This is a genomic window from Zobellia galactanivorans (assembly GCF_000973105.1).
Taxonomy (GTDB): domain Bacteria; phylum Bacteroidota; class Bacteroidia; order Flavobacteriales; family Flavobacteriaceae; genus Zobellia; species Zobellia galactanivorans.
Window position 1 is genome coordinate 1,724,635 of sequence record NC_015844.1, and the last position, 18,267, is coordinate 1,742,901.

At 43.8% G+C, this 18,267-nt stretch carries 18 protein-coding genes; 8 read left to right on the top strand and 10 right to left on the bottom strand.

Annotated features, from left to right (window positions below; translation table 11 throughout):
• Positions 1 to 113: 113 nt before the first annotated feature.
• Entirely contained in the window at positions 114 to 521 is a 408-nt protein-coding gene (locus ZOBGAL_RS06885) for a hypothetical protein (RefSeq protein ID WP_013992815.1), read from the top strand.
• Between the two features lie 76 nt (positions 522 to 597).
• Here ZOBGAL_RS06885 and ZOBGAL_RS06890 read toward each other — a convergent pair whose 3' ends face one another.
• The 4 genes from ZOBGAL_RS06890 to ZOBGAL_RS06905 all read right to left on the bottom strand — a co-directional run bounded on the left by ZOBGAL_RS06890 (position 598) and on the right by ZOBGAL_RS06905 (position 6,464).
• Entirely contained in the window at positions 598 to 3,009 is a 2,412-nt protein-coding gene (locus ZOBGAL_RS06890; protein ID WP_013992816.1) for a TonB-dependent receptor plug domain-containing protein, read from the bottom strand.
• 1 nt (position 3,010) lies between these two features.
• Positions 3,011 to 3,730: a DNA repair protein RecO gene (recO, locus tag ZOBGAL_RS06895; protein ID WP_013992817.1), complete on the bottom strand. Its 720-nt coding sequence runs from the start codon at positions 3,728 to 3,730 to the stop codon at positions 3,011 to 3,013.
• Between the two features lie 128 nt (positions 3,731 to 3,858).
• Positions 3,859 to 5,202, bottom strand: a complete 1,344-nt coding sequence (gene gdhA / locus ZOBGAL_RS06900) for an NADP-specific glutamate dehydrogenase (RefSeq protein ID WP_013992818.1) — start codon at positions 5,200 to 5,202, stop codon at positions 3,859 to 3,861.
• A gap of 107 nt (positions 5,203 to 5,309) precedes the next feature.
• Positions 5,310 to 6,464: a cystathionine gamma-synthase gene (locus tag ZOBGAL_RS06905; protein ID WP_013992819.1), complete on the bottom strand. Its 1,155-nt coding sequence runs from the start codon at positions 6,462 to 6,464 to the stop codon at positions 5,310 to 5,312.
• Between the two features lie 87 nt (positions 6,465 to 6,551).
• Here ZOBGAL_RS06905 and ZOBGAL_RS06910 point away from each other — a divergent pair, with 87 nt between their 5' ends.
• Positions 6,552 to 7,292, top strand: coding sequence for a DUF3298 and DUF4163 domain-containing protein (locus ZOBGAL_RS06910; RefSeq protein ID WP_013992820.1), 741 nt, complete (start codon positions 6,552 to 6,554; stop codon positions 7,290 to 7,292).
• Between the two features lie 3 nt (positions 7,293 to 7,295).
• On the opposite strand, the gene ZOBGAL_RS06915 is transcribed toward ZOBGAL_RS06910, so the two are convergent.
• Positions 7,296 to 7,757 carry a DinB family protein gene (locus tag ZOBGAL_RS06915; RefSeq protein ID WP_013992821.1) on the bottom strand — a complete coding sequence of 154 codons (462 nt, stop codon included), beginning with the start codon at positions 7,755 to 7,757 and terminating at the stop codon, positions 7,296 to 7,298.
• A gap of 87 nt (positions 7,758 to 7,844) precedes the next feature.
• Here ZOBGAL_RS06915 and ZOBGAL_RS06920 point away from each other — a divergent pair, with 87 nt between their 5' ends.
• Both ZOBGAL_RS06920 and ZOBGAL_RS06925 read left to right on the top strand, forming a co-directional pair.
• On the top strand, positions 7,845 to 8,198 hold the full coding sequence (locus ZOBGAL_RS06920; protein WP_046287388.1) for an arsenate reductase family protein: 354 nt from the start codon (positions 7,845 to 7,847) through the stop codon (positions 8,196 to 8,198).
• The gene (locus ZOBGAL_RS06925; RefSeq protein ID WP_013992823.1) at positions 8,195 to 9,097 is read left to right on the top strand and encodes a DMT family transporter; all 903 of its coding nucleotides are present in this window, start codon (positions 8,195 to 8,197) and stop codon (positions 9,095 to 9,097) included. The genes ZOBGAL_RS06920 and ZOBGAL_RS06925 overlap by 4 nt, the downstream gene beginning before the upstream one ends.
• Here ZOBGAL_RS06925 and ZOBGAL_RS06930 read toward each other — a convergent pair.
• Positions 9,072 to 9,548, bottom strand: a complete 477-nt coding sequence (locus ZOBGAL_RS06930) for an acyl-CoA thioesterase (protein ID WP_013992824.1) — start codon at positions 9,546 to 9,548, stop codon at positions 9,072 to 9,074. The two genes, ZOBGAL_RS06925 and ZOBGAL_RS06930, sit on opposite strands and share 26 nt — an antisense overlap.
• Positions 9,549 to 9,670: 122 nt before the next feature.
• Here ZOBGAL_RS06930 and ZOBGAL_RS06935 point away from each other — a divergent pair, with 122 nt between their 5' ends.
• Positions 9,671 to 10,645, top strand: a complete 975-nt coding sequence (locus tag ZOBGAL_RS06935; RefSeq protein ID WP_013992825.1) for an NAD(P)H-dependent flavin oxidoreductase — start codon at positions 9,671 to 9,673, stop codon at positions 10,643 to 10,645.
• Positions 10,646 to 10,700: 55 nt separating this feature from the next.
• Here the strand turns inward: ZOBGAL_RS06935 and ZOBGAL_RS06940 are convergent, their stop codons facing one another.
• Positions 10,701 to 12,374, bottom strand: a complete 1,674-nt coding sequence (locus ZOBGAL_RS06940; RefSeq protein WP_013992826.1) for an FAD-dependent oxidoreductase — start codon at positions 12,372 to 12,374, stop codon at positions 10,701 to 10,703.
• 3 nt (positions 12,375 to 12,377) lie between these two features.
• Positions 12,378 to 12,653 carry a UBP-type zinc finger domain-containing protein gene (locus tag ZOBGAL_RS23035; protein ID WP_084724340.1) on the bottom strand — a complete coding sequence of 92 codons (276 nt, stop codon included), beginning with the start codon at positions 12,651 to 12,653 and terminating at the stop codon, positions 12,378 to 12,380.
• Positions 12,654 to 12,719: 66 nt separating this feature from the next.
• On the opposite strand from ZOBGAL_RS23035, the gene ZOBGAL_RS06945 reads away from it, so the two are divergent.
• The 3 genes from ZOBGAL_RS06945 (at position 12,720) to ZOBGAL_RS06955 (ending at position 15,467) form a co-directional block, all read left to right on the top strand.
• Positions 12,720 to 13,682 carry a YheT family hydrolase gene (locus ZOBGAL_RS06945; RefSeq protein ID WP_013992827.1) on the top strand — a complete coding sequence of 321 codons (963 nt, stop codon included), beginning with the start codon at positions 12,720 to 12,722 and terminating at the stop codon, positions 13,680 to 13,682.
• 75 nt (positions 13,683 to 13,757) lie between these two features.
• On the top strand, positions 13,758 to 14,243 hold the full coding sequence (locus ZOBGAL_RS06950) for a c-type cytochrome (protein ID WP_013992828.1): 486 nt from the start codon (positions 13,758 to 13,760) through the stop codon (positions 14,241 to 14,243).
• A gap of 108 nt (positions 14,244 to 14,351) precedes the next feature.
• Entirely contained in the window at positions 14,352 to 15,467 is a 1,116-nt protein-coding gene (locus ZOBGAL_RS06955; RefSeq protein WP_052725658.1) for a glycoside hydrolase family 88/105 protein, read from the top strand.
• Positions 15,468 to 15,505: 38 nt separating this feature from the next.
• Here ZOBGAL_RS06955 and ZOBGAL_RS06960 read toward each other — a convergent pair whose 3' ends face one another.
• Complete coding sequence (locus ZOBGAL_RS06960; RefSeq protein ID WP_013992830.1) at positions 15,506 to 17,095, bottom strand: SulP family inorganic anion transporter; 1,590 nt, start codon at positions 17,093 to 17,095, stop codon at positions 15,506 to 15,508.
• A gap of 249 nt (positions 17,096 to 17,344) precedes the next feature.
• Positions 17,345 to 18,256 carry a hypothetical protein gene (locus tag ZOBGAL_RS06965; protein WP_013992831.1) on the bottom strand — a complete coding sequence of 304 codons (912 nt, stop codon included), beginning with the start codon at positions 18,254 to 18,256 and terminating at the stop codon, positions 17,345 to 17,347.
• Positions 18,257 to 18,267 lie beyond the last annotated feature (11 nt).

An 18,267-nucleotide genomic window follows, 5' to 3' on the forward strand; every position in this document is an offset into this window, starting at 1 on the left:
GAAATACGCCGTATTAAACAAGCTTGTAAGAAAATGTTAAAATATAGCGTCTAAAATGTCGTTTCATACGTATATTCAGAAAACAATTAAACAAAAACTTTAAACACAAAATCATGAAAAAAGTAATTTTAAGTTCCGTTTTGATGCTTGCCCTAAGTATCTCTTTCGTTTCTTGTAGAGACGCCGCAGACAAAGCAAAAAGCGCTACCGACGAAGCTGGTGCCGCAATGGAACAAGCTGGCGAGGATGCCAAAGAAATGGGCACCGAAGCCATGGAAGACGCCAAAGAAGCTGGTAGCGAAGCTATGGAGCAGGCCGAAGAAGCCGGTGAAGAAATCAAAGCTGGTGCAGAAGATGCCGCCAACGACCTAAAATCAAAAGCTGAAGAAGCTGGTGACGACATCAAGGAAAAAGCCAATGAAGCTGCCAGTGATGTTAAAGATGCCGCCAACGATGCTACGGACAAGGCCAAAGACGCCGCCAACAGTGCTGCTGACAAAGCCAAGGCTGCCGTCAACTAATATACCTTATACATATAACAACGAAAGCCCCCTGGCCATTGGTCGGGGGGCTTTATTTTTTTTTAACAGGCCAGCACTAAAACCGATAGTCGACTCCCAATACCAAGCTAACACCTGGCGCCACAATACCCGAAGAATATGAACGATAACGCTGATCCGTAATATTTTCAACTCCAAGGGAAGTTTTTAATGCGTTGGTAATAGCATACTGTGCGCGTAAATTGAGGGTGTACCAAGAAGGGGAGAAAGGATTGCCCTCTTCATCGACCGCATAGATATATGTTTTACTTCTTTCGGAAGTCGCCAAATCACCATAGGAAATCTCGCCATTATAATTCAGGAACAAATCGGCCGTTAGCTTCTGGCCTTTGTAAATGAAGTGCAAATCGCCGAAAGTAGGTGCCACATGCCTTCCCGGAGATTCCGTACCGTCATCTTCCTCTTCGATACCCTCCGTAAGCGTAAGGTTGGCCACGGCCGAGAGCTTATCCCCAAAAAACACCTCAGCCCCAAACTCAAGCCCGTATACATAGGCCTTAGCGGCATTCTGTATGGCCTGCACACTACTGAGTTCCCCATTGTACATAATGGCATCTTCCCCATTGAACTTATAGTCCCTTCGTACCAATGCATCTACCAAGTAGGTATAAAAAGCGGCACTTTTAAGCACCACCCGGTCATTAAAGTTTTTCTGTACCCCCAGTTCCACGTTATAGGCATACTCCGGTTCCAAATCGGGATTGGGCACCACTACCGCCCCAGGTTCCGAGTCAAATATCTTGCCTACATCGTCAAGGTTCGGCGCCCTAAAACCGGTAGAGCCGTTCAAGGTAATCTGTAAATCGGCCTTTGGGAACCAACTAAAACCGATGCTTCCCGTCAATGCCCCATTATCAAGCATTGCATCATCGAAAGGGAAGGGGTAGAAGGTTTTGTCGAAAACGGCATTGATCCAGACGTGACTGTACCTAAGGCCCGACAAAAGGGTAAAATTAGGCTTTGCCCTATACTCCCCGTTCACATAACCGGCCAAGGTTTGCCAAGTGGCGCCATCGGGATAGCGCGAAGCGCCCTCGACCAGCTCCTTGGTTTCAATATTTACCTGCTCTCCCGTTGACCCGACCTTGTTGAAGATATATTCCCCTCCATAGTACAAGCGAAGGTCTCCGATTTTCTTGTTTTCAAAATCGACATTCGCAGAAAGGGCATCTACTTTTTCTTCGGTGGTGTAACGTAGCAGATCTCCAAAATCACGATCATTTCTACTCTCCTCAAAATGTTGGTAGGCAGTAGTTATTTTTAATCCGTCGTAAAAAATACCTTTCCCCCTTTTGCTCATCTGCAAATTGCCCATAAACCATTTTTGTGGCCCATAGAACCATTCCGCCGACCGAAGTCCGTCACCTGCCTTATTCGGGCGTATCAAGCGATCGTACCTAGCGTAATCGGAGGTTTCGGAATAGTGTAGCCCAAGCTTGTGCTCCCAAGTATTGTTAGGTGTATAGGCTATTTTTTGCATTAGGTTAAGTTGACTATAGCCTGTTGGGGTTTGTTTTTTAGGATTTTCATTAGGAAGCAAGACATCCGTACCGTTCAAGCTGCCGACAAAGTTTTTTCTAAGATAGGATTCCGGACCGTGGGCCCCCATTTTTAAATCACCAAAATCATTATAGGAAGCACTGGTCAAAAACGCCCACTTCCTTTTTCCCAAATTAAAATCGAAATGAAAGGTATTCTCAGAATTGGCCGAAGCAAAACGATACTTGGCCCCACCTGAGAACGAAAGACTGTCGGAGGTTGAAAATTCGGCCTTTTTGGTATAAAAATTCATTACCCCGCCTATGGCATCACTACCATAAATTACAGAGCCCGGACCAAAGATAACTTCAGTGTTCTGTATGGTGTATGGGTCAATGGAGATTACATTCTGCAGATTCCCTCCCCTAAAAATGGCATTGTTCATACGTACCCCATCTACCGACAACAACAAGCGGTTGGTAGCAAAGCCCCGTATCATAGGGCTCCCTCCCCCCAATTGACTCTTTTGAACGAATACCTTTCCACTGCTTTGCAACAGGTCTGCCGAAGTCTGTGGGTTAGTAAAGGCGATATCACGGGCGTTGATGACCGCAATCTTGTTGGGAATATCTTTTTTCTGCTGTTCCCACTTCGACACCGACATCACCACCTCATCAAGCTCTTCGGCCTTCATGCTCAAAAAAAATCGGTCTCCATGCCTTTGTATCTGGGCTTTTGTAGTTCTTCCGAGTTGATAACTCAAGTGCCGAAAGGTAATACGTTCGTCAACCCCGAACACCTTCAAGTCTACCTTACCGTCAAAGTCGGTCAATGCCGTTTTCGTTCGATCGTAATTATATATGGCCACATTGGAAATAGGTTCACGGGTATCAAAATCCAAGACCGTTACCTCTTGGGAAAAGACAACTTGGGTACACAAAAAAATAAGCAAAAACAGAACTTTGTTCATACTAGCTGAATACTTCGTTTAAGATGGCCAGGGATTTTGGTTTTCTAAACCCCTGTAAATGCAACTCGTAAAACAGCACAAGCGATTGTAAAAGTTCTTGACGGTTGCCTTTATTCATTTTGATATGATGTATCCCATCAAAATTTATGCCCAAGAAGGTTTTAAAGTAGGTAAGATTTTCCCCACTAAGAATAGGGTTCAACGATGGCGTATCGGTAAACTCCCCTTCGAGCAAATCAAAACTACTTGCGCCCATCTGTTCGGTATCTGGGTAAAAGCCCAAATATTTGGTAAGCCGAATCAAAAAGTAAATATGGAAATTAGCAAAATCAACCTGTGTATCAAGCCATTGCAAGCTTACCTCTATAAACTCGAAAAGCGAAGGGTTGGGCTCTTCCTCGTGAATGCTGTTGGCCAACATTTCAGAGAGAAACATGGTCATGGCATTTTTTGAGATATCGGAATGCAGCGTCTGGTACGCATAATGTATCTTCGCCTCCCGTATACTTTCGAGGGCTCCCTTATTTCTATGGTTGGCAACAATCTCCAACTGGGTCAAGGGTTGAAAATAGGCCGATTTCAATTTTCCCTTTTTAGATGCCAGAACCCCTCGCAGCAAATAGGGTTTTACCCCATCGGAAACCGTAAAAGCCTTTACGATCAAGCTCGTGTCGCCATATTTAAGCGAAGAAAGTACTATAGCTTTGGTGGTTAGCTGCATTTATGTGATAGGGTTTAGCACAAATATAGCTTTAAAATCTACGTAGTGGAAAACACGGTCAACCCTAAAAAGACCCGTAACTTTCAAAAGCTACGGGTCTCGTCTATTTACTATTATTAAGTTACCTATTAAATCACCCCTTGGGCCAACATGGCATCGGCAACTTTTACAAAACCAGCGATGTTCGCGCCTTTTACATAGTTACAGTAGCCATCGTCTTCTTTACCGTATTTGATGCAAGAATCGTGAATTTCCTTCATGATATCACGGAGTCGTTCATCGACCTCTTCCCTTGTCCAGCTGATACGCAATGAGTTTTGCGACATTTCCAGACCTGAGGTTGCCACGCCCCCGGCATTAGAAGCCTTGCCTGGTGCGAACAAAATTTTGGCTTCGTGGAATTTATGCACGGCATCCGCATTACACGGCATATTGGCTCCCTCGACCACGCAGATACAACCGTTTTTCAACAAAGCTTCCGCATCGTGCTTTGTTAACTCGTTCTGGGTAGCACAAGGAAGGGCTATATCACATTTTACGTTCCAAGGCGTCTTACCCTTATGATACTGCGCCCCACTGTATTTTTCCACATATTCCGAAATCCTACCGCGTTTATTGTTCTTAAGATCCATTACATAGTCCAATTTCTCGACATCGATACCTTCTGGATCGTAGATATACCCGGCAGAATCGGAAAGTGTAACCACCTTACCGCCTAGCTGCAACACTTTTTCCGCCGCGTATTGCGCCACGTTACCGGATCCCGAAATAACCACGGTTTTACCTTCAAAACTTTCATTTTTGGTGTTGAGCATACTTTCTGCAAAATATACGGTTCCATACCCTGTAGCTTCCGGACGGATCCTAGAGCCTCCCCATGAGAGTCCCTTTCCCGTCAATACCCCGGTAAACTCATTTCTAATTTTCTTGTACATACCGAACAAGAACCCGATTTCACGGGCGCCAACACCGATATCTCCCGCAGGCACATCGGTATTCGGGCCGATATGACGGCAAAGCTCCGTCATAAACGCATGGCAAAAGCGCATAACCTCATCGTCTGACTTGCCCTTCGGGTCAAAATCGGAGCCTCCTTTACCACCGCCCATAGGCAAGGTCGTAAGACTGTTCTTGAACACCTGTTCGAAAGCTAGGAATTTTAAGATACTGGCATTTACGGAAGGATGAAAACGCAAACCTCCTTTATATGGACCAATGGCTGAGTTCATCTGAACGCGATATCCCCTGTTCACATGGATAACACCTTCATCGTCTACCCATGCCACCCTAAACGATATCAGCCTTTCGGGCTCTACCATTCGGGTCAAGATATTTTTGCCCTTGTATATTTCATTTTCCGCAATGTATGGGATTACCGTCTCAGCAACCTCTTGCACCGCTTGAATGAACTCGGGCTCATGTCCGTTTCGCTTTTTGACTTCATCCATGAAGTCTTTAATTTTTGAATCCATAAACAGATGTCCTATAGAATTATTTTGTTAGATTTTGATAGTCTCGGTAAAATTATGTTATTATTAAGAATAAAAAAGCCGATTTTTCAAAAAATCCCCCGTGACGCTTATCCTATAGCCTGCTCCAAATCGGCTATCAAATCGTCCTTATCTTCGATACCCACACTCAAGCGGATCAAAGCATCGACCACCCCGCTCTTCTCCCGTTCTTCTTTGGGTATACTCGCATGGGTCATACTGGCCGGATGTCCTGCCAAACTCTCCACCCCTCCCAAGGATTCGGCCAAGGTGAACAATTTAAGCCGCTCAACTATCTTTATAGCCTCCTCATAACTACTGCCCTTTGTTACAAAGGAAATCATGCCCCCGTATCCGTTCATTTGACTTTTGGCGACTTCATGGTTGGGGTGGCTCTCAAAACCGGGCCAATACACCTTTTCGATTTTGGGATGATTTTCCAAATATCGCGCAACGGCTTCGCCGTTCTCACAATGGCGCTGCATACGCACATGCAATGTTTTTATACCTCTCAAAATCAAAAAGCTATCCATAGGTCCACATACCGCCCCACTAGCATTCTGGATGAAATAAAGTTGGTCTGCCAGTTCTTTGTTCTTAACGACCAAGGCCCCTGCGACCACATCGCTATGCCCGCCTAAATATTTGGTCGCGGAATGCATAACGATATCCGCCCCCAAATCCAAGGGAGTCTGCAAATACGGTGTGGCAAATGTATTATCTACCGCTAACAACACATTGTGTTTTTTGGCAACTGCGGCCACCGCCTTAATATCTATAATATTCATCATAGGGTTGGTCGGGGTCTCGACCCATATCAACTTCGTATTTCCTGTAATGGCCGCTTCGATGGTATCGGTATCTTGCATGCCGACAAAATTGAATTTTATGCCATATTTCTCGAATATCTGTTTGAACAATCGGTAGCTTCCCCCGTATAAGTCGTTTGTTGAAACCACCTCATCACCCGGGCCAAGTAATTTTATAACGGCATCAATAGCCGCCAAGCCACTTGCAAAGGCCAAACCATAGGTGCCATTCTCAATGCTGGCCAATGAATTCTCCAATGCCGTTCGGGTGGGGTTGGCACTTCGCGAATACTCGTAGCCCTTATGTCCACCAGGAGTGGTCTGTGCATAGGTAGATGTTTGATAAATAGGAGGCATAACGGCGCCATAGGCCTTGTCTGGCTGCTGCCCTCCGTGTATTGTCTTACTGTTGAATTTTAACGTTTTTTCGCCCATTTTTTATATTTATTCGTTCAAATCTATCATTATCTTTGATGCTGGACAATCCAGCTTATTTTTATTCTACCCCAACTAAATTTCACTATGAGAACCCAAGTTACCTATATCATTTTACTTTTGGTATTTGTCGGCTGCCAAAAAGAAAACAAACTGACCTTTGAGACCTTAAACCTCGATGAGACACGCTGTTCGGAGTGTCCGACGGTTGAAATACAGATTCCAAAAGCCCTTGAGAATTCAAAGATGGCCAAGACGATCAATACCGCCCTGAAAGAAGAAATCATTGAAACCCTAAACTACGACGATGAGCTAGAGGCATCATCGATAAAAGATGCCGTTGAATCTTTTAGCAATGGCTATTGGGAGCTTAAAAAGCTATACCCCGAAGAGGCTACCCGTTGGGAGGCCAATATAGAAGGTAAGGTGTCGTATGAAGACAACGACTTTCTTACCATTGAGCTAAATTCCTATATTTTCACCGGAGGCGCCCACGGTTACGGCTCTCAGCGTTTTTTGAATTTTGACAAGCACAAAGCCAAAGAACTGGAGAACTGGCAACTTTTTCAAGACCGTAAAGATTTTGAAAAGTTCGCCGAACAAAAATTCAGGGACCAAGAACACATCCCCCAAGACAGTCCGATCAATAGTACCGGGTTTATGTTCGAGAGCGATGTATTCCACTTGCCTGAAAACATCGGGTTTACCGAAGAAGGCATAAGGTTGTTATACAACCCTTATGAGGTGGCGTCCTATGCGGATGGCCCCATAGTTCTAACCTTACCATTCTCAGAAATAAAACCGTATTTGGCCAAAAACAAATCGTAAATATTACTTTCCTACCACTTTGAGCAAGGCGATAATGGCAGCGGCATGCAATCCTTCGTGATACAAGTTAAAGGTAAGTGCATCTTCAGCCGATGTTAAGGTAACCCCCGCACTGGTAGTATAGGTAGTGTAGTCTTGAAAAAGACCTGCCTCGTAGTCTTCCTTGGCCCATTCTACCGTAGAGATCAAGAAATCGGCAATAAGCTTCATTTCTTCCTCGGTGGCAGTTCCGTCAGGCTTGGTGCCCTTCATAAACTTTTCAACAAGCTCACCGGGAACCCGCATTTGAAGCTTACCCAATTTGTATACCAATATTTGTGTAGTGATTACGGTATGGGCAATATTCCACCAAACGTTATTGTTGAAACCCTTGGGTATTTCAAGCAGTTGCTCCTTAGGGGTTTCGGTAAGTATCTTATAAAGACGTTTTCTGTTCTCTAGAGTAACATCAAAAATTTTCTCCACGGCAATTGAATTTTAATAGTAGGCCCCAAAAATAGTACAATTGAACTGAATTGGGTTTCTTTGCAAAGTGAATTTATGTTAAGAAGAATGAAAAAGATTTACTACCTCTCCACCTGTGACACCTGTAAAAGAATACTCAAGGAATTAGCGCCCTTAGATGGCATTGCCCTTCAAGATATCAAAACGGAGGCCATGACGCCCGAACAGGTAGAACAAATGCAAGCACTTGCCGGAAGCTACGAAGCCTTGTTCAGCAAACGCGCCCGCCTTTACCGACAACTGGGACTACACGAAAAGCAGCCTTCGGAAAGCGAGTTGAAAGATTTGATCCTAAAGCACTATACTTTTCTAAAACGGCCGGTCATCATTGTAGACGGGCAAATTTTTGTGGGGAACAGCAAAAAAACAGTTGAAGAAGCCAAAGTCGCCTTACACCATTGAGCCGGCGCACACTAGCCATATTGGCCGCCATCGGCGCAACCATAATCTACGCCTTGAACCATACGATTGCCAAAGGGGTAATGCCGAACCATGTACAGCCCTTTGGGTTTATCATGTTGCGGGTCATTGGCGCATCAATATTGTTTTGGAGCGTTTCCTTCTTTGGCCCCAAGGAAAAGATTGAAAAAAAGGATTATCCGAGAATGTTCATCTGCGCGCTTTTGGGCATGGGCCTCAATATGCTGGTGTTCTTCAAGGGCCTTTCTTTATCTACCCCTATCAATAGCGCTGTCTTAATCACCACCACACCGATTATAGTGGTATTGCTCTCGGCGGTTTTGATCAAGGAAAAAATCATACCCCAAAAAATGATAGGTATCTTGATAGGCCTTTTAGGCGCACTTGGACTTATCTTTTTCGGAACGGAACTAAGAGCGGACGCCCCCAATATTCCCTTGGGAAATTTTCTGATTTTTATGAATTCGGTATTCTACGGTTCATACCTGATCGGAGCAAAAACCTTAATTGCCAAGTACCACCCCTTTACCTTTATGAAATGGCTTTTTACCATCGGCATATTTATCTGTCTTCCGTTCGGATATCATGAACTTATGGCCATAGACTGGCCCAACCTACCTTTTGAAGCCTTGTGGAAAATTGCATTTGTAGTTTTAGGAACTACATTTTGCACCTATCTGTTCAACATTTTTGCCTTGACCCAGTTGAAAGCCTCTACCCTAAGTGCCTTTGTATACATTCAACCCTTAATAGGCATACTCTTTGCGGTGGCCACAGGGCAGGACAAACTTACGACACTTAAAATACTCGCTGGTTGCTTGGTATTTTTAGGCGTATACTTGGCCAGTAAAAAACCTAAACCAAATCCCTTGGAGCCTTAGCGAACCTTCTAGTATCCTCTTTGGTCAATACCTTAAACCCTTCGGCCTTTTCAATAGCACTGAATTTTTCCAACAAATCGTTGGTCAAACCGGTGAGCTTACGGGTCTTCAGGTCGATCCAGGCACCCATCATTTCACAATGGGCAAAATTCCTTCCCTTATAATCGTAAAAATTATGATGGAATTCAAAGAACTGTGCATCTTCGCTCATTCCCATAATTTCCATGGAAACCTTTACGGGCTTACCGGGAAAAGCCTCTTTGAAGTAGTACATATGTTCGTAAAAAACCACCGGACCGATCTCTCTCTCCAGTAGTGTTCGATGGCTAAAACCGATTTCGGTCAAATAACTCATCCGTGTGTGGCTCATAAAATTCAGATAAGCAGAATTGGCCAAATGCCGGTTTGCGTCAACATCGCTCCAGCGAATTTCAAACTCTTTTAGATACATATTTTGCGAATTAATTTCTTATGCATGCATAAGAATAGCAAAAATACCATAGTTTTGAAAAACAAAGGAATTTCTAGCCTTAAAGTTTACTGCTAATTTAATTCTATCTAATACCGATACATATGAGTGCTAAACCTTCATTTATAGACGAATTGGCGCTGCCAGCCATTGCAGCCCCCATGTTTTTGATATCAAGCCCAAAACTAGTTGTAGAATGTTGTAAAAACGGTATTGTCGGAACATTTCCCGCCCTTAACCAGCGCACTAGCGAGGGTTTTGAAGAGTGGCTTATCGAGATCAAAACCGAACTTGAAAATTTTGAAAAAGAAACCGGTAAGAAGCCAGCGCCCTATGGCGTAAACCTTATTGTACACCCGACCAACCCAAGGCTCGAGGCCGATGTAAGACTCTGCATAAAACATAAAGTCCCCCTGGTCATCACCTCTCTTGGGGCGGTCTCCAAGGTGGTTGATGCCATTCATAGTTATGGCGGACTCGTATTTCACGATATCATCAAAAAACGTCATGCGGAAAAGGCCCAGGAAGCTGGGGTCGATGGCTTGATCCTAGTTGCCGCAGGTGCAGGCGGGCATGCAGGTACGACCAACCCAATGCCATTGGTTTCCGAAATAAAGAAATTTTTTCACAAGACCATCATTCTTTCAGGATGTATCAGTACGGGGCGCGATATTGCCTCTGCACTACAAATGGGCGCCGACTTGGCCTATATGGGCACGCGCTTTATCAATACCGAAGAAAGCAAGGCATCTCCCGAATACAAAAAGATGATCATTGATGCCGGAGCGAATGACGTAGTCTATACGGCTGCCATTTCAGGGGTTCATGCCAATTTTCTAGGGGCAAGCCTAAAAGCGGCGGGACTGACCGAGGAAGACCTTAAAAAGGACAGGAAAATCGATTTTGGGAAAGAGCTCGATACCGAGGCCAAAGCATGGAAGACCATTTGGTCGGCAGGTCAAGGTTCGGCCTTGATCGACAATACGCTTCCGGTTTCAGAGTTGATTTCCCAACTAAAAAGCGAATTCAAATCGGCCATTGAAGAACAAATAAAGGTATTGGAAAAATATCCGAAGTAAAACCAATTAAAAGTTTGCAAGGGACCCTCGTGGAATCAACTCTCTCGGCGGTCCCTTATTTTATTGACCAGGCTTTTACACCTGCCGATTCCCTAGCCCTCAAATCGGCCAAAAACCGATGGACTTGACTTACCGCCATCGACCCTTCGCCTACCGCGGAAGCAACCCGCTTTACAGAACCCTTGCGCACATCGCCCACCGCGAAAAAACCCGGTATACTAGTCTCTAGGGACTGTGGTTTCCGTTGGCTGTAGATATCGCACATATACAGGTCTTCTTCATTAATTCCCGGCCCTGTACAAACAAAACCTTTTTCATCGGTGGCCACAATGCCCTCCAACCATTCGGTACATGGTTTGGCCCCTATAAAGGTAAACAGGTTGGTAATGTTCATTTCGGTTTCCTGGCCATCCTTTTTACGCAATACAAGCGATTCCAAATGATGATCTCCTTTCAATTCGGTTACTTGGGCGTTCAATTGCACGTAAATATTAGGTGCCGCCTCAATGCGCTGTACGAGATAATCGCTCATTTTCGCCCCGAGGTCACCTCCCCGTAATACCACATGTACCTCTTTGGCATAATCGGCAAGAAACAATGCAGCCTGACCCGCCGAATTTCCTCCTCCCACAACGCCTACCAATTCACTTTTGCAAGCCGATGCGTTCATCCCCGTAGCGGAATAATACACCCCGCTACCTTCGTATTTTTGAATGGCATCAATAGGTAATTGCCGATAATTGGCTCCCGTAGCCGCCATTAACGACTTTGCCTTTATTACTTTTCCGTTAGTGGCCGAAAGCACAAAATGGTTGCCCGTATGCTCTATTTTTTCCGCCCTATGGGGAATGGAAATATTACAACCGAACTTCTGCGCCTGTACATAGGCCCGATTCGCAAGGTCACGCCCCGATATTCCCGTAGGAAATCCCAAATAATTCTCGATTTTAGAGCTCTTTCCGGCCTGGCCTCCCGGGGCATTGCTATCTATGGTAACGACACTTAATCCTTCAGAAGCCGCATAGACACTGGCCGCCAAGCCCGATGGACCTGCGCCGATGACCAACAGGTCGAATATCTTGTCTTCAAAATCCATTAACACCCCAGAAAAACGGGCCACTTCATCTAAGGAAGGTTTCATATGAAGCTGGCCTCCGTTGCAGATCATAAGAGGCAGATCCTTTTCGGAAAGGTCAAAATTTTTGAGCAAATCATTGGCTTCCGAAGTTTGATCTACATCTAAAAAGTTATACCAGATATAGTTCTTATCCATAAAATCGCGAATGGCGTAGGCCTCTTTTGAGTTGCCCGACCCTACCAACTTGATACCTCCTACGTACTCGTTCAAAATGGTATCTTGACGCTGCAAAAAAGCATTAAGCAGCAAATCACTTAGATTACTATGTTTGGCTATGGCCTCTTTTAATTTATAGGGACTCACCTTAAGAAGCTCCGAACCCGCTTTGGCAACGGCCCTAAACTGCGCTCCGCGATCAGATAACATTCCACTATCTCCCGAAAACTCGTTCTTACCATGTACAACTATTACTTTTTTTTCATTGTTAGGGTTGAGTATGGCAATTTCTCCTTCGAGTACAACAAAGAAATCATACCTCAGTTGGCCTAAATCGAATACTACCGTTTCTTCGTTATAGTGTTCAATATTCCCATATCCCTTTAAAATATTGACATGGCTTTGGGGCAATTGCGGAAATCTGGGATCATTCATAATTTAATATCTAGCGATTTGTTCATCTTCATAGCACCAAAGCCATCTTTCGTTAGGTTCTGCACTACTTATTACGGGGTGCCCACTTGAATGGGCGTGCTTGCTGGCGTGTCGATTGGGTGAACTGTCACAACAAAGTGTAACGCCGCAAGATTGACAGGTACGTAAATGAACCCAACTATCTCCGGTTTCCAAACATTTGGCACATTCCTGTGCCTTTGCCTGTTTTACTTCCGTGATCTGATTTAAATGACCACATTTTTGGGCTATTTTTGACATGCTTAAATTTACAATAAAGTTTCACACGGCCGTTTTCCTTAATATCATTTTATATATCTTGCCAAAATGCCTTTAGTTACCTCACATTACAATCCCCCCTTTATATTTAAGAACGGACATCTCTCTACAGTATATTCCGGTCTTTTTAGACGCATAAAAGGAGTACAGCAAACCCGAGAACGCATTGAGCTTGACGATGGGGATTTTATGGATTTGGACTGGAGCTATGCCAAAATTGCCTCAGAAAAAGTGGTGATACTATTGCACGGCCTAGAAGGCAATGCCCAACGCCCCTATATCACAGGAAGCGCCAAAGCCTTTAATGCAGATGGTATCGATGCATGCGCCGTAAATTTCAGGGGATGCAGCGGTGAAACCAACCGCTTGTTTCGTTCGTACCATTCCGGTGCCACCGAAGACCTCGACGCCGTTGTTCAACATATCGTAAAAAACAAAAACTATTCTGAAATTTATATAAAAGGCGTTAGTCTGGGCGGAAATATGGCCCTAAAATATGCCGGAGAAGCAAGGGACTTGCCCCCTGAGCTAAAAGCGGTAATCGGTGTGTCGGTTCCCTGTGACCTTTACAGCTCGCTCAGAGCGCTCCTATCGCCCAACAACTACCTCTATGCCAAACGTTTCAAAAAACATTTGGTCGAAAAATTATATCCCAAACAAAAGATGTTTCCCAATAACATATCAATGGAGGATATCACGAATATTAAAACCTTAAAAGACTTTGACGACATCTATACGAGCAGGGCACACGGTTTTAAAAACGCCATTGATTATTACCAACAATGCAGTTGCAGACAGTTCTTGCCCGACATAAAAATCCCTACCTTAATCATCAATGCCAAAAACGATTCTTTTTTGGGCGAGGAATGTTATCCGGTGGCCGAAGCCAACAAAAATCGGCATCTGTATTTAAACCTTCCCGATTATGGGGGTCATGTGGGCTTCGTAAGCTCTTCAAACTTTTATTACTCCGAAAAAACAGCAATTAAATTTGTGCAAGACATGGTTTAAATTTAGTGATTCGCTATATTAGTGCCGCAAACAAAAAGCCACAATAAAGGCTTGAATATTGAAATAAGGCATAAAATGAAAAAATTATTAAGCGTATTGGCACTAGGTGCACTACTAGCCAGTTGTGGCGAAGAAAAAAAAGAAGAAAAAAAGGGCGGTTTTGAAATGAACCGTACCAAAACCGAAACCAAAGCGGTAGAAGCTAAATCCGAAGGTGTTCCGGTAGACATGGACAACCAAGGTGTAGGCCCGTATAAAGATATTTCCTTTGATGCCGATATCAATGCCGAGTTGGCCACTGCCGGTGAAGCCAAGTTCAAAGCGGTTTGTACGGCTTGTCACATGGTCGATAAACGTTTGATAGGCCCAGCACTAAAAGGTGTTTACGAAAGAAGGAGTCCGGCTTGGGTTATGAACATGATCGCCAACCCTGATAAAATGTTGAAAGAAGACCCGATTGCTAAAGCACTTCTAAAAGAATACAACAACGCCATAATGTTGAACCAAAATCTTTCTGACGAAGATACAAGAGCGGTTGCGGAATACTTGCGCACCCTGTAAGGTCGACATTTTTTATACTATTATGCCGTTATCCTTCTATCTTAGGGTAACGGCATACTTTTTTTGAATATATTAGAGGTTCTTAACCCATCCAAAAAAACATTTACATTGAAACTACTACGCCATTTTTTTACTGCCATTATTATTTTTTCGTGTACGGGCACGTCTTTTTCCCAAAAGATAAAGCCAAAGAAAGTAAAGGAAACCATGCAACGTGTTGCCGATTGGCAAATTGACCACTTTGACGGATTGTACAGCGACCATAAGAAGCCACATCACCCATTGGACTGGACCAATGGCGCACTCTATGTAGGCATGGTCAAATGGGCCGCTATGGCAGACAACGATAGTTATTACGAATGGCTAAAGAAGATAGGTGAAGAAAACGCCTGGCAATTGTACAGAAGAAAATACCACGCAGACGACCATACGGTTGGTCAAATGTATATTGAGCTGTATCGAAAATACAAAGACGAAAAAATGATTGCCCCTACCAAAGAGCAATTCAACTTTTTAATGTACCACCCCTCACAAAGTGTCTTAAATTGGGCTACCCCATACCACCAAGACCGTTGGAACTGGTGTGATGCCCTTTTTATGTCTCCCCCTGTATGGGCTAAATTGTATAAGGTTACGGGCGAAGAAAAATACCTAGATTTCATGCTTTCCGAGTTTAAGGCTTCCACCGATTTTCTTTTTGATAAGGAAGAGAGCCTATATTACCGTGACGAACGATACTTCGACAAATTGGACAATGGCACTAAAGTATTTTGGTCTAGAGGAAACGGCTGGGTATTTGCCGGTCTTGTCAATATCATGAACGAACTTGAACCACAGAGTGAAGCCTACGCCTATTTCTTGGACATCTATAAAAAAATGGCCGAAAAATTAATTGCGATACAGACTTCTGAAGGGCATTGGGCCATGAGCCTGTTGGGACAAGAGTTTTACCCTACCCCAGAAACAAGCGGATCATCTTTTTACGTGTACGGCCTGGCATGGGGTATCAACAATGGGATACTGGACAAAAAGACTTACGAACCGGCCGTAAAAAAAGGCTGGAACGCCATGGTAAGCCATGTAACAAAAGACGGTATGCTAGGCTATGTGCAACCTATTGGCGCAGCCCCAGGAAAAGCTTGGCCCGATAAAACCGAAGTATACGGAACAGGGGCTTTCTTAAGTGCAGGCTCTGAAGTATATAAACTTTACGGAGGCGAATAAACACCAACGTATCATATAGATCACGGCCGCTCTAAATATTAGATTTCGATTTCAGGCTTGTCAACGGCAACCTTGTAGGTAGGGTCCTCCATAACGTTAACGTCGATAATATCTTCGGCGTTCGCCAATAGACGGATACAATCTTTGCTAAGGTGGCGAAGGTGTACCTTTTTACCAGCTTTGGCGTAACGTTCGGTAATCTTATTCAAGGCCTCTATACCCGACATGTCGGCCACACGGCTTTCCTTGAAGTCTATAACCACTTCCTTGGGGTCGTTCGCGATATCGAATTTCTCAGAAAATAAGGTCGTTGAGCCAAAGAATAAGGGGCCGTATATTTCATAGTGCTTTACTCCGTTTTCATCGGTATATTTCCTAGCCCGAATACGCTTGGCATTTTCCCAAGAGTAGGCCAATGCAGAGATAATCACACCTAATAGAACGGCAATGGCCAAGTTGTGGGTAATGGCGGTAATCAAGGTTACCAAGACCATAACCACTACATCGGACTTTGGCATCTTTCCAAAAGTCTTAAAGCTCGCCCATTCAAAAGTACCAATGGCCACCATAAACATTAACCCGACCAATGCGGCCATAGGCAACTGTTCGATAAGACTAGAGCCAAACATGATAAAAACCAATAGCATAATCGCTGCAGTAATACCTGACAAACGTGCCCTAGCTCCTGAAGAGGTATTGATCAAACTCTGACCGATCATAGCGCAACCGCCCATTCCTGACAAGAAACCGGAAAGGATGTTGGCCGTTCCTTGGGCAACGCATTCTTTGTTTCCGCTACCCCTGGTATCCGTAATTTCATCGATAATATTCAAGGTTAACAAACTTTCAATCAAGCCAACACCTGCAACAATGGCGGCGTAAGGGAAAATTATACTAAGTGTTTTAAGCGTCATTGGCAATTGGGGAATGGACAACGGGGGAAAACCACCTTTGATCGTTTCTCCTTCACCCATGGTATCGGCCACGGTAAGGGTGTCAACGCCAAAACCGATAACTATTGCAGAGACTACAACAATGGCCAACAATGAAGAGGGGATGGCCTTGGTCAACTTTGGAAAACCCCAAATGATAACCATGGTCAACAACGTAAGTCCTAGCATAATATACATAGATGGCCCGGTCAACAATTGATCCGTACCCTTTTGATAGAAGTTAGGAAACTGTGCCATAAAAATGATAATGGCCAAACCATTAACAAATCCAAACATTACCGGATGCGGCACCAAGCGAATGAATTTACCCAACCTTAGTACACCGGCCAGAATCTGTAGTACTCCCGCAATGATGACGGTAGCAAAAACATAGTTCAATATGGTTTCGGGCTCAATACCCGGAAACGTGCGTTTCAACTCTAAAATCAATCCGACAAAAATTACGGCTACGGCGCCCGTGGCTCCGGAAATCATACCAGGACGACCTCCGAGAATAGAAGTTACCAAACAAAGAATAAAGGCCGCATATAAACCCGTTAACGGAGAAAACCCCGGAATAAGGGCGAATGCAATGGCCTCGGGAACCAAGGCCAAGGCCACGGTAAGACCCGATAGAATCTCGGTCTTGTAATCTACCTTTTGCTTAAAATCGAATAAATTGAAATACTTCTTCACGACAGTAGGATTTTGAGCGGGCAAAAATACACCAAAATACCCTATAAGCCATAGACTAGGGGATTAAATGCATTTGAAGAAATTACAACTATAAATATCTGAACATCAAAATATTACTATTTAAGCTTATTTCCTTACAAAGAATAGCCCGTAAGAAATATAACAGAAAAACCGATCCTATAAAAAAAGAACCGCCCCAAGCATTGCTGCCCAGGGCGATTCCTAACTAAATAACCAACCAAAAAACGTTTATATATCTCTACTTCTTTTCACCTTCATAATGGGATTGGAAGTCTTTTTTCTCTTTTTTTCAACTGCGCCTTTTCCGGCTTTTAAGTACTGTTGATAGCCTCTTCCCCTAAATTCGTAAACCGTTTTGCTACGGGGGTGATACAGCTCGATAGTACTATCATTAATAACGTACAATTCAAAATAATCATTGCTCGATAAACGGTAGTCCAGTGTTAAAGTTTTGAGCGTTTCATCGTTTTCTATGTCATACACCGAGTAATTCCCTTCAAAATCCCACTGAAGGTCTACCAAGCGTGTTCCAGGGGCATCGATCGACGATCTAAAATAGCCCGGATTAAACTGTAAAAAGTTCTCGTTGTCAAATTCGTTCAAGGCACCTTCAAGACTTGTATATGTCTTTTCCCAAGCATCATATTCTTGTAAGAAATAGTTGATGTTATCATAGAACACCATGTCATAATCAAAGTTACCCACCTGATATCCCTTTAAAAAATACGAAGTATCGGAGCGTGCATCATAGAGTTCTATGGTATTACCGTTTACGGCAAACACATCTAAAAACCATTGTCCATCTACATCGTGATCGATTTCCACGGCACCACGTACCGTATCGTAAAAACCTACATCGATTCCAAAACCGTTTCCGGTCTTTCCTATCCCTACAATATTATTGTTAGCGTACAAGGTCCCCCTATCAAAGGAAATCGTAAACGCCCGTTGTAAAAAAGGTACTTCCCCATTTCCCCTAGTAGCGTTTATATCAACATACCACAGGTCATATGCGTGTAGCACTTGACTTGTATTGTATACGGGTTCATCTATATATTCATCTTCAACGATAACTTCAGTGTAGCATGACGTCATTAAAACGCCCATAAGTACGGAGGTCAAAAGTAGTTTTGCTTTCATAATCTTGGTAT